The following is a 16,627-nucleotide window of genomic DNA, read 5'->3' as shown; positions in this document are numbered from 1 at the left end:
GAAATCTGCCTTAGTTAGGCTTCCGATCTTCGGGCTGGACTTTGACGGCGTCTTTATTGCGAGTGCCGTGTGAGGCTTCGCCACCTTTGCGTCCAGCTTGCGCGGCCAGAGAACGATCCTGAGAAAAGCTACGCTTTTCAGATGGAACGCTGGCACCTCCCTTACGGGCGATCTCGCGCTGACGCGCCGGGTCCATAGATGCAAATCCCCGCTTGGAGATGCCCGACGGTTTGCTCTGCACTGGATCGGCCATACTAAGAACTCCTCTTGAAACTATGCGGCTCACAGGAAAGAAGAGACAAGGATGGCTAAGGTTCCTTGCAGTGATTTCAAATTTTCAACTTTAGCGTGATGTTAGGGTCATCTATTTGAAATATTAGTTTTAATTTGTTGTAATCTATGACGGTCCTGAAACGTTTCCAGCCTTGCTCGCTGCTTTTACAATCGCATCTCCGACAAAAGGATTGCTTAGGCGTTCATGACCAAAGGTCGAATGGGGGCCGTGACCTGGGATGAAGGTGACATCATCGCCCAGCGGCCATAGGCGACTGACGATCGAGTTCACCAGATCCTGATGCGAGCTTTGCGGGAAATCAGTCCGTCCTACTGATCCTTTAAACAGAACATCACCCACCTGAGCGAATCGCGCTTCACGATTAAAAAAGATCACATGGCCGGGGGTGTGACCGGGGCAGTGATAAACTTCCCAGCGTGTCTCACCCAAACTCAAAACATCGCCGTTTTCCAGCCAGCGGGTAGGGGTAAAGCTACGCGCATCGGGCAATCCCCATTTCTGACCCTGTTCGGGAATCGCTTCTATCCAAAACAGATCGGCTTTGTGCGGACCTATGATTTCCACCTTTGAAATGTTCTGCAAATCCTGAGCGCCACCCGCATGGTCAAGGTGCCCATGCGTGATCCAGATAGCTTCCAACGTCAGGCCGCGCCTTTGAATCTCTGCATAAAGCGCCTCGGCCGACGCGCCAGGATCAATGACTGCCGCCTTTAGAGTTTTGGTGCACCAGACAATGGTGCAGTTCTGCTGAAGCGGTGTAACGGGGCTGACGAGAACGCCAATCGGTGCAGTTTGCTGGTTCATATCCGTGAAATAGCGCTGTCAGGCCATCAAAGAAACCCGCCGCGCGTTGACGTAAGCGCCCCTTATCTACATAAGGGCGGGCTTCGAGGTGCCGCCTGCAGTGGGCGGTCCTTTTGCGTATTCCACTCGCGCGCCTTTCGGGCGTCGCCCCAGAGCGTCAGATATCCGACCATGCAAGTCGTCGAAAAGTCGAACGAAGGCCTCAGCCGCGTGATCGCGGTGACCATTCCGGTAGCCGAGCTGAACGAAAAGCTTGAAGCCCGTATCAAGGAAGTCGCCCCCCAGATGAAGCTGAAGGGCTTCCGTCCGGGCAAGGTGCCGGCTTCTTATGTCAAGAAGACCTTCGGTCGCGACCTGATGGGCGAAATCATCAATGCCGAGTTGAACTCGACCAGCCAGGGCGCTCTGGACGAGCTGAAGGTTCGTCCGGCTGCTCCGGCCGAGATGAAGCTGATCTCGGACATGGACAAGGTTATCGCCGGTGGCGAAGACCTGACCTACGAAATGTCGCTGGAAGTCATGCCGGAATTTACCCCGGCTGATCCGAAGACCCTGAAGCTGTCGCGCCCGACCTATGAAGCTTCGGAAGAAGACATGGACGAGGCCCTTAAGGAATTGGCTTCGCAAGCCAAGTCCTACGAGGACAAGAAGGGCAAGACCGTCAAGGCCGCTGATGGCGATCAACTGACCATCGATTTCGTCGGCAAGATCGACGGCGTCGAGTTCGACGGTGGCGCTGCAACCGATGCTGATCTGGTTATCGGCTCGGGTCGTTTCATCCCGGGCTTCGAAGAGCAGCTCAAGGGTGCCAAGGTCGGTGAAGAGAAGACCATCGAGGTCACCTTCCCGGAAGAATACCAAGCCGCCCATCTGGCCGGTAAGGCTGCGACTTTCGACGTCACCGTTAAGGCTATCAAGGCTGAAGCCGAAACCGCTATCGACGACGAGTTCGCCAAGCGTATCGGCCTTGAGTCGCTGGACAAGCTGAAAGAACTGCTGAAGGCAAACCTGAACCAGCAATATGCTGGCGCAGCTCGCTTCAAGCTGAAGCGCGCTCTGCTGGACGTACTGGACGAAGGACACGACTTCCCGCTGCCGCCGAAGATGGTGGAAGCCGAGTTCGAAGGCATCTGGGCTCAGGTGTCGGCTGACAAGGAAGCTGGCAACCTGCCGGAAGATGACGCCAAGAAGTCGGAAGACGAACTCAAAGCCGAGTACAAGAAGATCGCCGAGCGCCGCGTGCGTCTGGGCCTCGTGCTCGCCGAAATCGGTCGCGCCAACAACGTGACCGTGTCGGACCAAGAGCTGTCGAACGCCATTATGGCCGAAGCCCGCAACTATCCGGGCCAAGAGCGTATGGTGCTGGACTTTTACCGCCAGAACCCGAACGCAGCCGCTCAACTGCGCGCCCCGATCTACGAAGAGAAGGTCGTCGACCTGATCGTCTCGGTTGCCGACGTGACCGATACCCCGATCAGCAAAGAAGAGCTGCTGAAGGATGAAGACGAAGCCTAATCGGCTTTCTTCTTTAAAGATTGGGAAGGGCGGGGCTTATGCTCCGCCCTTTCTTTTTTGTAACTCATGACTCCCCGGTGGCGATGTATAATGCTGTTATCGTTGGAGCATCTTAATGTTGAAATCCTCAGTACTGACTGCCCTAGCCGCCATGACATTAGGAGGGCAGAGCACAGCACAGGAAGTTACGCAGGTTGACGATGTCGTCGTGTCTGCTCGTTCTCAAGATGAGCTGATGCGGGATTTTATTGAAGATATTGCGCCTCCAGAGCGTTCGCTTCAGACCGCACGTTTCTATCGCGAAGTTTGTGTAGGGGTGATCAATCTGAACCCCGCCGCGGCACAAGCCATTGCTGATCGCGTTTCACAAAACGCATTAGATGTTGGGCTTGAGCCTGGCCAACCCGGCTGTCGTCCGAATATATTGGTGGTCGCTACGAACGATGGCAACGCTCTTGCCAAGGGGCTAGTTGAGCGGAAACGACGCTTTTTCGATCCCGGTGGCAGCGGAATGACCCGGAGCAATCAGGCGTTAAACCGTTTCACTGACGGTAGTCAGGCTATCCGTTGGTGGCATGTCGCAACACCTGTGGATGCACGAACGGGCCAAAGAGCTGCGCGCCTACCAGGCGAGCAGGCACCTATCGTTACAGGCGGCGCATCGCGCCTGCGTACAGAACTGCGTCACGATATAGATCGTGTGATGGTCGTTCTCGACCTTTCCAAACTGGAAGATTTAAATTTCACTCAAGTGGCGGACTATGTTTCGATGGTATCGTTTGCGCAGGTCGATGATGCCGCCGACTTCAGTGGTTATCCTTCGGTTCTAACGCTCTTGGCGGGTAATCCCGAAGTAAGAGGGCTTACTGAATGGGACCGCGAGTATCTGACAAGTCTCTATAGTGCCCGATTGAACCAGCCGATCCGTCTGCAGCAACAGAACGAAATGATGAGTTTGATCCGACAGGCGCGAGATAAGGCGCATGTGAGAGAACCTTCGGACCGAGCACGGCACGGGCTTAAAGCTGCCGTATCGTCTTAATCGACATATTGTGTGCTGTTGGCCTTGCGTCGCCCGTGTCGTGTAGTGATATCCTGAACTCTAAGACGGGCGATCTTGAGTCGCCCCGAGATTCTCGAAAAGGCCAACATGCGCGATCCGATCGATTACATCTCCAACAACCTCGTTCCTATGGTGGTGGAGCAGTCCAGCCGTGGCGAGCGGGCGTTTGACATCTTTTCACGCTTGCTGCGCGAGCGGATCATCTTCCTGACCGGTCCGTTCGAGGACGGTATGGCCTCGTTGATCTGCGCCCAGCTGCTGTTCCTTGAATCGGAAAACCCGAAGAAGGAAATCAGCATGTATATCAACAGTCCGGGCGGTCAGGTGACCTCGGCGCTGGCGATCTATGACACCATGCAGTACATCAAGTCACCGGTTTCGACCGTGGTGATGGGCATGGCGGCTTCGGCCGGTTCGCTGATTCTGACGGCAGGCGAAGCGGGGCAACGTATTGCTCTGCCAAACGCCCGCGTCATGGTTCACCAACCTTCGGGCGGCTTCCGTGGTACGGCCTCGGACATCGAACGCCACGCTGAAGACATCATCGCCACCAAGCGTCGTCTGAACGAAATCTATGTGCATCACACCGGCCGTACCTATGAGGAAGTAGAGCGCACTCTGGACCGCGATCACTTCATGACCGCCGAAGAAGCCAAGGCCTGGGGGATCGTGGACCATGTCTATGACCGCCGCATCCAAGCCGATGCTGACGGTGTGAAAGCACCTTAAGTTTACGGCAGAACGGTTTGATTGTTCGGGGCAGCAGGGTTCACCTTGCTGCCCCGAATCATGTTTGCTCTACAATCAGGATTCGATGAAGGGTGTGACGCATGGGTCTGATGGATAACGGTCTGAAATATGGGCTGGTAACGCGCATACTGCATTGGGGCATGGCTCTGCTTTTGCTGTGGCAGTTGGGTGCCGTAATCGCTGGTGAGGTCTTGGGAGAAACCTCGTTCACTGATGCGATTGGATCCACGCACAAGCCCGTGGGGTTACTGCTGTTTATCCTGGCAGTCGTTCGTGCGGTTTGGGGACTTTTGAACCTGTCGCGCAGACCTAGGGCACATACTGGCCTGATTGGCAAAATGGCTGTGGCTGGCCATGTGGTTCTCTATGGCCTGCTTTTGTTTGTCCCAAGCGTCGCTCTAATCCGCCAATATGGTTCGGGCCGTCCCTTTGAGGCTTTTGGTCTTACGATCATGCAGGGCGGTCACGATAAGATCGAATGGATGACCAAGCTGGGCGGTGACTGGCATGGAGAGCTTGCTTGGATGTTGTTAGCGATGATCGTTCTACATCTGGGAATGGCTCTATTTCACCAGTTTGTCTGGAAGGACGATACGTTCAAACGCATGTCCTAAAGCTCATGGCGGCCTGACGCCATTTTTATGCTATCAGGCCGCCTATGCAGTACACTAACGACACCAGTGGGACCGTAGAGGTCGATGGCGAGATCTATGTCTGGGAGCTACGCCGCCAGCCGCGTCCCGTAGGCAAACGCGAATGGGAAGGGATGGCAATCACCCTTCGACATCAGGATTACAAGCGTGAGGCTATCGTTGAGTACCCGATGGTTTACCGCCCTAACGGTTCTCCAAACCTCGAAAAGCAAAAAGTTGATCTGGATGTTGTAAAAACCAGCGTCCGCTCCATCCTCGAGGCAGGCTGGGAGCCAGCCTCTCGAGGAAAGGCAGTTAGCTTTGCGGTGGACGCCAAGGGATACTGAACATTCAGGGGCGGCCGGTGAAAACCCGGAAGCCCTTTTCCTCTGCCGCTTCGATCATTTGCTCATCGCCAGATGTGTCGCCATAGGCAGCAAGAATGCGCACATCATCGCCATAGACTTCGCGGATACGCAGGACCTTTTGTTCACGGCGGCAGTTCGGCGTCGAAAAACGGCCTGTCAGATTGTCATCAGCATCGAACTCGAAACGGGTGCCGATCAGGTTGTCCGCTTTCAGGCGGCGCGCGAACGGTTCGATAGTCGTTTCGGGTGAAGCAGTAACGATTACGCGATGCACACCCTTCTTGCCCCATTCTTCCCAGCAGGCGAGGGCGTCTGGACGCATGAAGTGGTCATAGATCGCACTGGCATACCGTTCGGCTTCGTCGCTGATCTGTTTACGGCTCAAGCCTTTCAAAAACAGGTCAACCGATGCGGCTTTGATGGCTCCGCGATCACGATCGACTACATACCGCAGGGCAGCAGGGATCAGCTGTACCAAACCCGCGGCCCAGACCATTGGACCAACACGCCATTTCAGAAATGCGGTAAAGCTGTCGCGAATCGACAGGGTGCCATCGAAATCAAACGCTACGATTTCCTTAGGTCGTTCGCTCGTGCGAAAAGAGGGCTGGCGCTTTGCGTCAGGATTACCCATTTGTGACTTTCCAACTATGTTCCGCATTATGACCCATAGAGTGGCTGTTTAAGTACGCCACGCTCGCTAATCGGGCTTGTGGCGGAACCTCTGATGGGTGATTGTTATTTTTTGAAGACTTTGATGGTTAGATTCTAGTGTCTAACATCAAGGAAGTCGCCTTTTCCCCCAATCCCGGTGGAGATGGCGGAGAGTGAGATGGGTCTATGACCAAAGCCGCCGGTACCGACGCCAAAAGCACGCTCTACTGCTCTTTCTGCGGAAAGAGCCAGCATGAGGTCCGCAAACTGATTGCGGGCCCGACCGTGTTCATCTGTGATGAATGCGTCGAGCTGTGCATGGACATCATCCGCGAAGAACAGAAGATTACGCTCAAAACGTCGAAGGACGGTGTTCCGACACCGAAAGAGATTCGCGACGTTCTGGACGACTATGTGATCGGCCAATCGCACGCCAAGAAGGTGTTGTCGGTTGCCGTACACAACCACTACAAGCGCCTGAACCACGCGACGAAGAATTCCGACGTCGAGCTGGCCAAGTCGAACATCATGCTGATCGGTCCGACCGGCTCGGGTAAGACTCTGCTGGCCCAGACCTTGGCGCGCATCATCGATGTGCCGTTCACCATGGCCGACGCTACGACCCTGACCGAAGCCGGTTATGTCGGTGAAGACGTCGAAAACATCATTCTGAAGCTACTTCAGGCATCTGATTACAATGTCGAGCGTGCCCAGCGCGGCATTGTCTATATCGACGAAATCGACAAGATCAGCCGCAAGTCCGACAACCCGTCCATCACCCGCGACGTGTCGGGGGAGGGCGTGCAACAGGCTCTGCTGAAGATCATGGAAGGCACCGTGGCTTCGGTTCCGCCGCAAGGTGGTCGCAAGCACCCGCAGCAGGAGTTCCTGCAAGTGGACACGGCCAACATCCTGTTCATCGTCGGCGGTGCATTTGCCGGCCTTGAAAAGGTGATCTCGGCTCGTGGCGAAGGGGCCTCGATCGGTTTTGGTGCCAAGGTCAAGGAAATCGACGAGCGTCGTATGGGCGAGGTCCTCAAGGAGGTCGAGCCTGATGATCTGATGCGTTTCGGTCTGATCCCGGAATTCATTGGCCGTCTACCTGTTCTGGCCACGCTGGAAGACCTCGACGAAGCGGCGCTTATCACCATCCTGACCGAGCCTAAGAATGCTCTGGTCAAGCAGTACAAGCGACTGTTCGAGATGGAGAACGTCAATCTGACCTTCACCGAGGATGCTTTGTCGGCGGTGGCCAAGAAGGCGATCACTCGCAAGACTGGTGCCCGTGGCCTGCGTTCCATTCTGGAAGGCGTGCTGCTGGAAACCATGTTCGACCTGCCCAGCTTCGAGGGTGTGGAAGAAGTGGTGGTCAATGCAGAGGTTATCGAAGGCCGCGCCCAACCTTTGCTGATCTACTCAGAATCAAAGAAGAAAAAGGCCGACCCGGCAGCCTAAGCCGTACAATGCCATTGAAAATGTTGCAGGGCGGCTCGGAAACGGGCCGCCTTGTTGCATATATGGCCCTATGAACCCGCTGGGACTTAGACTTCTGTGGGCCAATCCGGCGTTAAGCTTGAACCTGCGGCCGCACGTCCCACATAATCTTCCGAAATGCCGCAATGCGGGTCGAGTCGGGAAGGGGGAACGAGTTGTTCCTTTTGATTGGCTTTGACGGGCCGGAGATTCACAAAGGCCCCAGAAAGTAAGCACCATGACCGAGAGCAAAATCCTCCCAGTCCTGCCGTTGAGAGACATCGTCGTCTTTCCGCACATGGTCGTGCCGTTGTTTGTCGGCCGCGAAAAATCCGTGCGTGCCCTCGACGAAATCATGAAGGGTGAAAAGCAGATCCTGCTCGCCACCCAGAAGAACTCGACCGACGACGATCCGGCCACGGACGCCATCTATCCGACGGGTGTCGTCGCCAGCGTTCTGCAACTGCTCAAACTGCCGGACGGAACCGTAAAGGTTCTGGTCGAAGGCAAGTCGCGTGCGCGCTTGCTCAGCTATACCGACCGTGAAGACTATTACGAAGCCGAAGCTGTTGAGATTGTAGACGAGCAGGGCGATCCCTCTCAGTCCGAAGCCCTGCTGCGTGCGGTAATCGAACAGTTCGAAAACTATGTGAAGCTGAACAAAAAGGTGCCGCCTGAGGCCCTCAGCTCCATCCCGCAGATTTCCGATCCGTCCAAGCTGGCCGACAGCGTGGCCGCGCATCTGGCCGTGAAGATTGCTGAAAAACAGTCGCTGCTGGAAACCGTCAGCGTGCCGGCGCGCCTCGAAAAGGTCTATGGCCTGATGGAGGGCGAAATCTCGGTCCTGCAGGTCGAGAAGAAAATCCGCTCGCGCGTGAAGCGTCAGATGGAGAAGACACAGCGCGAATATTATCTGAACGAGCAGATGAAGGCGATCCAGCGCGAGCTGGGTGAAACCGATGATCAGCGCGACGAGCTGATGGAGCTTGAAAAGCGCATTGCCAAGGCTCGCCTGTCGAAGGAAGCCCGCATCAAGGCTGATGCCGAGCTCAAGAAGCTGCGCAACATGTCGCCGATGTCGGCGGAATCGACCGTGGTTCGTAATTATCTGGACTGGCTGCTCTCGATTCCGTGGAGCAAGACCAAGGCCAAGCCGATCGATCTGGAAAAAGCCGAGGCCATTCTCGAAGCGGACCATTATGGTCTGGAGAAGGTCAAGGAACGCATCATCGAGTATCTGGCCGTGCAAGCCCGTACGGGTTCGCACAAGGGCCCGATCCTGTGCCTTGTTGGTCCTCCGGGTGTCGGTAAGACCTCTCTGGCGCAATCCATCGCCAAGGCAACGGGCCGTGAATACGTCCGCATGTCGCTGGGCGGCGTGCGTGACGAGGCCGAGATTCGTGGTCACCGCCGCACCTATATCGGATCGATGCCGGGCAAGATCATCCAGTCGATGAAGAAGGCGAAAACCACCAACGCCTTCATCCTGCTGGACGAAATCGACAAGCTGGGTGCCGACTGGCGTGGTGATCCGTCTTCGGCTTTGCTCGAAGTGCTGGATCCGGCTCAGAACAACACGTTCGGCGATCACTATCTGGAAGTCGATTACGATCTGTCGCCTGTGATGTTTGTCACCACGGCCAACAGCCTGAACATGCCCCAGCCTCTATTGGATCGCATGGAGATCATCCGTGTCTCGGGCTATACTGAGGACGAGAAGGTCGAGATCGCCAAGCGTCACGTTCTGCCCAAGCAGATGAAAGACCATGCACTCAGGGACGGCGAGCTGGTTGTGCCGGAAGACACCATCCGCGACCTGATCCGCTATTACACGCGGGAAGCGGGCGTTCGTAATCTTGAGCGTGCTCTGGGTGGTCTGGCTCGCAAGGCTGTACGTGAAATGGCCAAGACCAAGGCCAAGTCGATCACGGTCGATGCGGCCAAGTTGGCAGAATATGCCGGTGTGCGTAAGTTCCGTCACGGCGAGACCGAGGCCGAGGATCAGGTCGGTATCGTCACCGGTCTGGCCTGGACCGAGTTCGGTGGCGATATTCTGACCATCGAGGCACTTAAAATGCCGGGTCGCGGTCGTATGACTGTGACGGGCAATCTTCGCGACGTGATGAAGGAATCGATCTCGGCGGCGGCCTCCTATGTCCGCAGTCGCGCGCTCAGCATCGGTGTAAAACCGCCTATGTTCGAGAAGACCGACATCCACGTTCACGTTCCGGACGGTGCAACGCCAAAGGACGGTCCGTCGGCAGGTGTGGCCATGACGGTGGCCATGGTTTCGGTGCTGACAGGCATTCCTATCCGCAAGGACATTGCCATGACGGGGGAAATCACCCTGCGTGGGCGTGTTACGGCAATCGGTGGCCTGAAAGAAAAGCTGCTTGCGGCTCTGCGTGCAGGCGTTAAGACGGTTCTGATCCCTCAAGAGAACGAAAAGGATCTTGAGGATGTGCCGGAAAACGTGAAGGCTGCACTAGAAATCATCCCGATTTCTACGGCGGATGAGGCTCTGAAATGGGCGCTGACCGGTACGCCTGTTCCCGTGGAATGGGATGAAGAGGCAGAACCTCTGACACCCGCACCCGCTAGTCCGGCAACGGGTGGCGGAGCATCGGTCAGCCACTAAGCGATTATAAAAATAGAAATGCGGTCCGTTTCGGCGGGCCGCATTTTTTTATGGGTGATTGATGCTAGGCTTTTGAAAAATCAGAAACGGAGGAGGGGAGTTTATGAGCAAGACAGAACTGATTGGACGCATGGCCGACGCGGCCGGTATCTCACGCGATCAGGCCAAATTGGCTCTGGAAGCGGTGACTGACCAGATCGGACAACGCCTGAAAGAGGGAAAAGACGTCCGTATTGTTGGTTTTGGAAGTTTTTTTATTTCAGAGCGTTCCGCCGGAAATGCCCGAAATCCCCGGACTGGCGAGACGATTCATCGCCCCGCATCGCGCACGGCACGATTTAGAGCTGGGGAAGGATTAAAAAGCCTCTTGAATGGTTAGCCGAATATGGGCAAAGAGACCGCCTCGCAGCGCTGCAACAGCAACGCGGGAATGGGCGGCTAGCTCAGCTGGTCAGAGCACCTCGTTTACACCGAGGGGGTCGGGGGTTCGAACCCCTCGCCGCCCACCATTTAAAAGCCCGCTTAGGCGGGCTTTTTTGTGTTTGGAAATGGCACTTCTGAAACATCAAGGATATTTGAATGGTGTCTTGTAGGCTGAGGCCTAAACAGGATCGATGCCAGTTAAATACTGCCTATCGGAGACTGTCATGCGCAGCGCTGTCCATCACACGTTCGGAGAACCGGCCGAGGTTCTAACGCTTGGCGATCGGCCCATTCCCGAGCCAGGCCCAAGGCAGGTACGCATCAAGACCATTCTGTCGCCGATCCATAATCACGACCTTTGGACGGTGCGGGGACAATATGGCTATAAACCCTCGTTGCCCGCAGTTGGGGGCAGTGAGGCTGTCGGAATTGTGCATGCATTAGGTCCCGATGCGACAGGCTTTGCCTTGGGGCAACGCGTGGCCGTTGCCGGCGTTCATGAAAGCTGGGCAGAATATTTTCTAGCCCCCGCGGGCGGCTTGATACCGCTTCCGGACGCCATTCCTGACGAAGCGGCTGCGCAGCTTATTGCCATGCCGTTTAGTGCGATCACGTTGCTGGATTTCCTAAACGTCGAAAGCGGTGACTGGGTGATCCAGAACACGGCCAATGGTGCCGTTGGCAAGACGCTTGCCATGCTGGCCAAAGCGCGCGGCGTTAATGTTGTGAACCTTGTCCGTCGTGATGCCGGTGTCGATGAATTATCGCAACTCGGCATCGATAATGTGGTTTCAACCGCATTGGATGGCTGGAAGAACAAGGTGAAGGCTATTATCGGCGAGGCTCCAATCAAGGCCGCTGTGGACTCCATAGGCGGTCGGGCGAGTGGCGACCTGATGGGGTTGCTTGGCGAGAACGGGCTTTTGGTCTCGTTCGGTACCATGGCCGGCGAGCCGATGCAGATACCGTCCGGTGACGTCATCTTTAAGCAGGCGGTCGTCAAAGGATTCTGGGGTTCAAAGGTCAGCGCAGCCATGCCAGCACCAAAACGCGCCGCGCTGATCGGCGAACTGTTGCAGCTGGTGGTGTCCGGAGATTTGAAGCTACCCGTAGAGGCTGTGTTCGATCTCGCCCAAATTTCCGATGCTGTGAAAGCATCCTTAGCCCCAGGCAAGTCCGGCAAGGTACTTTTGCGTCCTTAAGATAGGTATGAGCGCTAAAATCAAACAATCCAGCTGGATGATGTAAATCGCCTAAGGAATATTATGCGCAATAAATGATGAGCTATTAGAATGGCTCCAGCTTCAGCTTCATTCCGGCAGCAATCAGATATGTGTCGTCACACACGGCAGCCAGTTGTTGATGCAGACGTCCGGCTTCGTCTCTGAAACGGCGCCCGAGCGGATTTTCGGGTACAAGCGACCAGCCGACTTCGTTGCTGACCAGCCATAAACGTGCGGCCTTACAAAGAGACACTGCGTCCACAAGTTCAGATACGGCTTCAGCTAGATCATGCTCGGCTAGCATCCGGTTGGTCAGCCAGAGCGTCAGACAGTCAACAACCACAATGCTGTCGCGTGACAGATGGCGCAGACTTTCGGCCAGCGCCATCGGTGCCTCTATAGTTTGCCAGCGGTCTGCGCGATCATTCTGGTGTTGCTGGATTCGGTCGCGCATCTCGTCATCAAAGGCCTGTGCCGTGACGATCATTACGGGCGTTTGGCCGGTCGTTTTGGCGGCTTTTTCAGCATTGAGTTGCGCAAAACGGCTTTTGCCGGAACGTGCGCCGCCCAGCACCAGAATACGACCCATGTTTTCTCTCCGGTTGACCTGAACCACAAGCCGTCCTAGTGGCAATCCTGCGTCAGGTTCCCCTACGGGGATTCAAAGGGAACGGAGTTAAAAACTCCGGCTGTTCCCGCAACTGTAAGCGGCTAGCCCGCGCGTCATACGCCACTGGACATCGAAAAGGCTACGGCCTCGATGCTGGGAAGGCGACGCGCACCGGCATTGATCCGCAAGCCAGGAGACCTGCCTGACGTCGTCGTTCTCCACGCGGTCGGGATGTGCCGGGTGGTCGAGGAAACTCGCGTGACGACCATGGATTTTAACCCGCTTGCGCGGTCGTTTCTGCATGGCTCATGGTTATGCAGGCGGCGGCGTTTGCATTGCTATGGGATACATAGATGCGTCGTCTTACGACTGTACAGATTGCTGTTGCCGCCCTCCTCGCGGCTTCTCCCGCATTTGCCTACGAAGCTGATCAACAAGCTTCGCTTCCTGACGTGGCCGGCCGCTCCGGCGCGACCGCCGTGGAAGATGTGGTGGTTACCGCGAACCGTTCGGCCCAACCCGTTGAGCGCGTTGGTGCCTCGGTAACGATCCTGACCCACGCGGCTATTGAAAACGCCCAAACGCCGGTTGTTTCGGAACTGCTCGTCCAGACACCGGGTGTCAGCTATAACCGCAATGGCGGTGTTGGCACCTCTACGGGTGTCAGCATCCGTGGCGCAGAAAGCCACCACACCGTCGTCATCATCGATGGCGTAAAGCTGAACGACCCCTCCTCTACCCAAGGTGGCTTCAACTTCGGCAACCTGCTGGTTGGCGATACCTCGCGCATCGAAGTTCTGCGCGGTGCCCAATCCACGCTTTGGGGCAGCCAAGCCATTGGCGGCGTGGTCAATATCGTGACCGCAGAGCCGAGCTCGGCATTTGAAGGCAATGCCTCGGCGGAAGCCGGATCGCACGGCACCACCTATTTCCGCGGAGCCGTTGGCGGTACCAATGACCGTGTAAGCTGGCGTTTGGCGGCCAACCGTTACGATACGGACGGCTATTCGGCCTATGCTCTGGGCAGCGAAGACGACGGCTATACCAATACCAGCCTGTCGGGCCGCCTGAATGTGAAGCTGGCGGACGATGTGTCCCTTGATCTGCGTAGCGTCTGGTCGGATGGCCAAAATGATTTTGACGGCTGGGGTGTCGATAGCCGTGAATATAGCAAAACCCGTGAACTGGTCGCTTATGCAGGTCTGAATTTCGGACTGTTTGAAGGTCGTCTGCAAAACCGTATCGGTTACGCCCAGACCACGACCGACCGCGACAACTACAACCCCGACAACAAGATTCAGACCCTGACCTTTGATGCCAAGGGCGAAAACCGTCGTTGGGAATATCAGGGCACGTTCGCATTCTCCGACAATCTGAATACGACGTTCGGTATCGAGAGCGAACGTTCGGAAATGCGCACCCGTTCACCATCGGACTGGTCGATTAATCCGACCTATGTGAAGGGCAATGCCGATCTGGACAGCGCCTATGCGCAGATTCAGTGGACCGCGATTGAAGGTCTGACCCTGACGGGTGGCCTGCGTTATGACGACCATGCCCAATACGGCGACAACCTGCTGGGTCAGGTCGCTGCGGCATGGACCCCGAATGGTGGCGATACCCTGCTGCGCGCCAGCTGGGGGCAGGGCTTCCGCGCTCCGGGTCTGTACGAGCTGTATAGCGAATACGGTAACCTGACCTTGGCCGCCGAAGAGTTTGATGCATGGGAACTCAGCGTTCAGCAAAAACTGTTTGATCGCGCCAGTGTCACCCTCACCTACTTCAACCGTGAGGCTGACAACGAGATCCGCTATAATGGCTGCTCGACCGGTTCGCCCGATCCGCTGTGTAAAGTGAATGGCGTCGATCGCTGGGGCTATTATGCCAATGCCCTCAAAACCGAGGCCAAAGGTGTCGAGTTCAGCACCGCGATCCAGTTGACGGATGCTCTGTCGGTTACGGCCAACTACACCTGGACCGACGCCCAGATGGCTTCGGGTGCAAACCAAGGCAAGCACCTGTCGCGCCGTCCGGAGCACATGGGCAACCTGATGGCCGATTATCGTTGGGCCAGCGGTTTCAAGACCGGACTCGCCGTCCGCTATTCGGGCGAGACGTTCAACAACGACGCCAACACCGTGGTGATGGATGAGTACACCTTGGTTGATCTGCGTCTGGCCTATCCGGTCAGCGATCAGGTTGAACTGTATGGTCGCGTCGAAAACCTGTTCGACGAAGAGTACCAAACGGCCAAGGACTATGGCACCGCCGGTCGCGGTGTCTTTGGTGGTGTCCGCGTCAAATTCTGATTTCGGTCAGAATGAAGGACAACGTATTGATGCCTCACAAGGCTTCGATCCGGCATGGTGGCGGCCTGATGGCCGCCGCCAAAGCCTATCCGCATGCGCCGATTCCATGGTTGGACCTGTCGACGGGGATCAATCCTGTCCCGTGGTGCGGGCTTCGGGCAAATGAAGACCAGTTGAACCGCCTGCCCGACCCTTTGGAGTTGCTAGAACTGGAAGCGGTGGCAGCCAGTGTTTTTGAAACTTCAGAAGAACGGGTTTGCGCTGTCTCGGGCGCAGAAACGGCCATACGCCTTTTGCCCCTTATCCTCGGCCCTATGACAGTCGATATTGTCGAGCCCACCTATGGCGCACACCGAGAGTCATGGCGGGTCTCGTCCATGGCCCCCAATGCCATTGGGGCCGACCAGATATTTGCCTCGCGCGCCGATGTTTTGGTCATCGTTAACCCGAACAATCCTGATGGTCGCCTGTTCGACAGGGACGAACTGGAGCAGTTGTCGCGTCAGCGTAGCCGCATGGGGCAATGGCTGATTGTCGATGAATCCTTCATCGAGTGTTCGCCCGAGGCTTCTGTCGCAGGGTTAGACATCGATCACTTGATTATCCTGCGCTCATTCGGAAAATTCTACGGTCTGGCCGGTCTCAGACTGGGCTTTATGGTGGCCAATCCCGTTTTGAAAACCCGTCTGCGCGGCCTGACCGGTGACTGGCCTGTGAGTGCCGAGGCGATGGTTATGGGACGTGCCGCCTATACAGACACAGCATGGCGCGAGGCCACAAACCTACGGCTAAAAACCGATGCCAAAAAGCTGGACAAAGCCTTGCTGAATGCAGGGTTTAAGCCGATCGGTGGAATCAGTCTTTTTCGACTTGTCCATTCCAATGATGCCCGCGTCTGGTTCTCGCATCTGTGTGAGCAAGGGATACTGACGCGACCGTTTGACTATGCACCCGACACCTTGCGCTTCGGGGTTCCCACATCGGAAACACTGCCTCGATTGGTACAGGCCCTTGAGGCACGCCAATGAGCTTGTCACGACGCAGCTTGTTCGGAGGGCTGGGCTTTCCGGCCCTTTTACCGCTGGCAGCACAGAGCAGGCCACGGCGCATTGTATCACTGAACCCCTGCCTCGACACCATTCTGGTCGAAGTCGCCAACAGGGAACAGATCGCAGCTCTAAGCCACTATTCTCGCATCGCCCGACAGTCAGCCATTTATGATTTGGCGATGAGCTTGCCGCAAACCCACGGCACCGGCGAAGAGATTATTGCCCTCCAACCCGATCTGGTTCTGAGCAGCCGTCACGGAGCCAGAGCCACGCGCACTGCGCTGGAACGGTTGGGCATCCCGATGGCCTTGTTCGATGTTCCCTCCACCGTTGAGGAAAGTCTGGTTCAGGTGCGCGAAGTCGCAGCTGCTGCAGGTTTTGCCCATCGCGGAGAAGCGCTGGCTTCACGCATCCAAATGGCCATAAACGCGGCCCGGCCCGACAACCCGCGTCGTCTCAAAGCCCTTGTATATCAGCCCAACGGGTTTGCGGCCGGACACGGCACGCTAATGAACGAGATGATGGAATTGGCCGGTTTCGAGAATGTCGCCGGACGGTACGGCATCGGCAAATGGGGCAATGTTTCCGTCGAGCATATTCTGGCCAATCCGCCGGAAGTTCTGCTGAGCGGAAGCCTTAGCCCAAGCGTGCGGACATGGTCCGAACGGATGATGCGCCATCCCGCCCTTGCCAGCCTGTCGGACCGGATCGTTCAAACGACTTTGGAAGAAAAGCTGCTGTATTGCGGCGGACCTGTCCTGATCCAGACCGCTGCCGCTTTGGCCCGTGCGCACCGCACCGCTCTGAGATTTTTGTCGTGA

Annotated in this window: 16 protein-coding genes, 1 tRNA gene and 1 riboswitch; of the genes, 13 read left to right on the top strand and 4 right to left on the bottom strand. The window is 56.4% G+C overall.

Annotated features, from left to right (window positions below):
• Positions 1-10 precede the first annotated feature (10 nt).
• Together WEU32_RS08005 and WEU32_RS08000 are read right to left on the bottom strand one after the other, a co-directional pair.
• Complete coding sequence (locus WEU32_RS08005) at positions 11-253, bottom strand: general stress protein (protein ID WP_406851540.1); 243 nt, start codon at positions 251-253, stop codon at positions 11-13.
• A 144-nt stretch (positions 254-397) separates the two neighbouring features.
• Positions 398-1,099 (bottom strand): MBL fold metallo-hydrolase, encoded by a 702-nt coding sequence (locus WEU32_RS08000; RefSeq protein WP_312137169.1) that lies wholly within the window; start codon positions 1,097-1,099, stop codon positions 398-400.
• Positions 1,100-1,270: 171 nt separating this feature from the next.
• Here WEU32_RS08000 and tig point away from each other — a divergent pair, with 171 nt between their 5' ends.
• The 5 genes from tig to WEU32_RS07975 all read left to right on the top strand — a co-directional run bounded on the left by tig (position 1,271) and on the right by WEU32_RS07975 (position 5,406).
• Positions 1,271-2,614: a trigger factor gene (gene tig, locus WEU32_RS07995; RefSeq protein WP_312137170.1), complete on the top strand. Its 1,344-nt coding sequence runs from the start codon at positions 1,271-1,273 to the stop codon at positions 2,612-2,614.
• 115 nt (positions 2,615-2,729) lie between these two features.
• Positions 2,730-3,656 (top strand): hypothetical protein, encoded by a 927-nt coding sequence (locus WEU32_RS07990; RefSeq protein WP_406851539.1) that lies wholly within the window; start codon positions 2,730-2,732, stop codon positions 3,654-3,656.
• Between the two features lie 108 nt (positions 3,657-3,764).
• The gene (locus WEU32_RS07985) at positions 3,765-4,406 is read left to right on the top strand and encodes an ATP-dependent Clp protease proteolytic subunit (RefSeq protein ID WP_167177776.1); all 642 of its coding nucleotides are present in this window, start codon (positions 3,765-3,767) and stop codon (positions 4,404-4,406) included.
• A gap of 101 nt (positions 4,407-4,507) precedes the next feature.
• Positions 4,508-5,041 carry a cytochrome b gene (locus WEU32_RS07980; RefSeq protein ID WP_406851538.1) on the top strand — a complete coding sequence of 178 codons (534 nt, stop codon included), beginning with the start codon at positions 4,508-4,510 and terminating at the stop codon, positions 5,039-5,041.
• A gap of 44 nt (positions 5,042-5,085) precedes the next feature.
• Positions 5,086-5,406: a hypothetical protein gene (locus tag WEU32_RS07975; protein WP_312137178.1), complete on the top strand. Its 321-nt coding sequence runs from the start codon at positions 5,086-5,088 to the stop codon at positions 5,404-5,406.
• A 4-nt stretch (positions 5,407-5,410) separates the two neighbouring features.
• On the opposite strand, the gene WEU32_RS07970 is transcribed toward WEU32_RS07975, so the two are convergent.
• Complete coding sequence (locus WEU32_RS07970; RefSeq protein WP_406851537.1) at positions 5,411-6,061, bottom strand: HAD-IB family hydrolase; 651 nt, start codon at positions 6,059-6,061, stop codon at positions 5,411-5,413.
• A gap of 206 nt (positions 6,062-6,267) precedes the next feature.
• Here WEU32_RS07970 and clpX point away from each other — a divergent pair, with 206 nt between their 5' ends.
• The 5 genes from clpX to WEU32_RS07945 all read left to right on the top strand — a co-directional run bounded on the left by clpX (position 6,268) and on the right by WEU32_RS07945 (position 11,817).
• A complete protein-coding gene (gene clpX, locus WEU32_RS07965) occupies positions 6,268-7,536 on the top strand; it encodes an ATP-dependent Clp protease ATP-binding subunit ClpX (protein ID WP_312137181.1) in 1,269 nt (422 codons plus the stop codon).
• 256 nt (positions 7,537-7,792) lie between these two features.
• On the top strand, positions 7,793-10,192 hold the full coding sequence (lon, locus tag WEU32_RS07960; RefSeq protein ID WP_406851536.1) for an endopeptidase La: 2,400 nt from the start codon (positions 7,793-7,795) through the stop codon (positions 10,190-10,192).
• 103 nt (positions 10,193-10,295) lie between these two features.
• A complete protein-coding gene (locus WEU32_RS07955; RefSeq protein ID WP_312137185.1) occupies positions 10,296-10,571 on the top strand; it encodes an HU family DNA-binding protein in 276 nt (91 codons plus the stop codon).
• A gap of 53 nt (positions 10,572-10,624) precedes the next feature.
• Positions 10,625-10,701 (top strand) — tRNA-Val (locus WEU32_RS07950).
• A 138-nt stretch (positions 10,702-10,839) separates the two neighbouring features.
• Complete coding sequence (locus WEU32_RS07945; protein ID WP_406851535.1) at positions 10,840-11,817, top strand: zinc-binding dehydrogenase; 978 nt, start codon at positions 10,840-10,842, stop codon at positions 11,815-11,817.
• Positions 11,818-11,902: 85 nt separating this feature from the next.
• Here the strand turns inward: WEU32_RS07945 and cobU are convergent, their stop codons facing one another.
• Positions 11,903-12,427: a bifunctional adenosylcobinamide kinase/adenosylcobinamide-phosphate guanylyltransferase gene (gene cobU / locus WEU32_RS07940; protein ID WP_406851534.1), complete on the bottom strand. Its 525-nt coding sequence runs from the start codon at positions 12,425-12,427 to the stop codon at positions 11,903-11,905.
• Between the two features lie 37 nt (positions 12,428-12,464).
• Positions 12,465-12,669: riboswitch (cobalamin riboswitch) on the top strand.
• Between the two features lie 132 nt (positions 12,670-12,801).
• Here cobU and WEU32_RS07935 point away from each other — a divergent pair.
• The 3 genes from WEU32_RS07935 to WEU32_RS07925 are packed head-to-tail and all read left to right on the top strand — an operon-like array spanning position 12,802 to position 16,627.
• Complete coding sequence (locus WEU32_RS07935) at positions 12,802-14,757, top strand: TonB-dependent receptor plug domain-containing protein (protein WP_406851533.1); 1,956 nt, start codon at positions 12,802-12,804, stop codon at positions 14,755-14,757.
• A 29-nt stretch (positions 14,758-14,786) separates the two neighbouring features.
• Entirely contained in the window at positions 14,787-15,785 is a 999-nt protein-coding gene (cobD, locus tag WEU32_RS07930; protein ID WP_406853414.1) for a threonine-phosphate decarboxylase CobD, read from the top strand.
• Complete coding sequence (locus WEU32_RS07925; RefSeq protein WP_406851532.1) at positions 15,782-16,627, top strand: ABC transporter substrate-binding protein; 846 nt, start codon at positions 15,782-15,784, stop codon at positions 16,625-16,627. The genes cobD and WEU32_RS07925 overlap by 4 nt, the downstream gene beginning before the upstream one ends.

Origin of the sequence: Brevundimonas sp. BH3 (assembly GCF_045345115.1) — a bacterium.
Lineage (GTDB): Bacteria > Pseudomonadota > Alphaproteobacteria > Caulobacterales > Caulobacteraceae > Brevundimonas.
This window is presented reverse-complemented; position numbering and strand designations above follow the sequence as displayed.

Bases quoted from the DNA above. Each gene is read 5' to 3' on its own strand.
- cobU (WP_406851534.1), bottom strand. From the start codon at position 12,427: ATGGGTCGTATTCTGGTGCTGGGCGGCGCACGTTCCGGCAAAAGCCGT.
- WEU32_RS08005 (WP_406851540.1), bottom strand. From the start codon at position 253: ATGGCCGATCCAGTGCAGAGCAAACCGTCGGGCATCTCCAAGCGGGGA.
- WEU32_RS07970 (WP_406851537.1), bottom strand. From the start codon at position 6,061: ATGGGTAATCCTGACGCAAAGCGCCAGCCCTCTTTTCGCACGAGCGAA.
- WEU32_RS08000 (WP_312137169.1), bottom strand. From the start codon at position 1,099: ATGAACCAGCAAACTGCACCGATTGGCGTTCTCGTCAGCCCCGTTACA.
- cobD (WP_406853414.1), top strand. From the start codon at position 14,787: ATGCCTCACAAGGCTTCGATCCGGCATGGTGGCGGCCTGATGGCCGCC.
- WEU32_RS07935 (WP_406851533.1), top strand. From the start codon at position 12,802: ATGCGTCGTCTTACGACTGTACAGATTGCTGTTGCCGCCCTCCTCGCG.
- WEU32_RS07925 (WP_406851532.1), top strand. From the start codon at position 15,782: ATGAGCTTGTCACGACGCAGCTTGTTCGGAGGGCTGGGCTTTCCGGCC.
- lon (WP_406851536.1), top strand. From the start codon at position 7,793: ATGACCGAGAGCAAAATCCTCCCAGTCCTGCCGTTGAGAGACATCGTC.
- WEU32_RS07955 (WP_312137185.1), top strand. From the start codon at position 10,296: ATGAGCAAGACAGAACTGATTGGACGCATGGCCGACGCGGCCGGTATC.
- WEU32_RS07985 (WP_167177776.1), top strand. From the start codon at position 3,765: ATGCGCGATCCGATCGATTACATCTCCAACAACCTCGTTCCTATGGTG.
- WEU32_RS07990 (WP_406851539.1), top strand. From the start codon at position 2,730: ATGTTGAAATCCTCAGTACTGACTGCCCTAGCCGCCATGACATTAGGA.
- tig (WP_312137170.1), top strand. From the start codon at position 1,271: ATGCAAGTCGTCGAAAAGTCGAACGAAGGCCTCAGCCGCGTGATCGCG.
- WEU32_RS07975 (WP_312137178.1), top strand. From the start codon at position 5,086: ATGCAGTACACTAACGACACCAGTGGGACCGTAGAGGTCGATGGCGAG.
- WEU32_RS07945 (WP_406851535.1), top strand. From the start codon at position 10,840: ATGCGCAGCGCTGTCCATCACACGTTCGGAGAACCGGCCGAGGTTCTA.
- WEU32_RS07980 (WP_406851538.1), top strand. From the start codon at position 4,508: ATGGGTCTGATGGATAACGGTCTGAAATATGGGCTGGTAACGCGCATA.
- clpX (WP_312137181.1), top strand. From the start codon at position 6,268: ATGACCAAAGCCGCCGGTACCGACGCCAAAAGCACGCTCTACTGCTCT.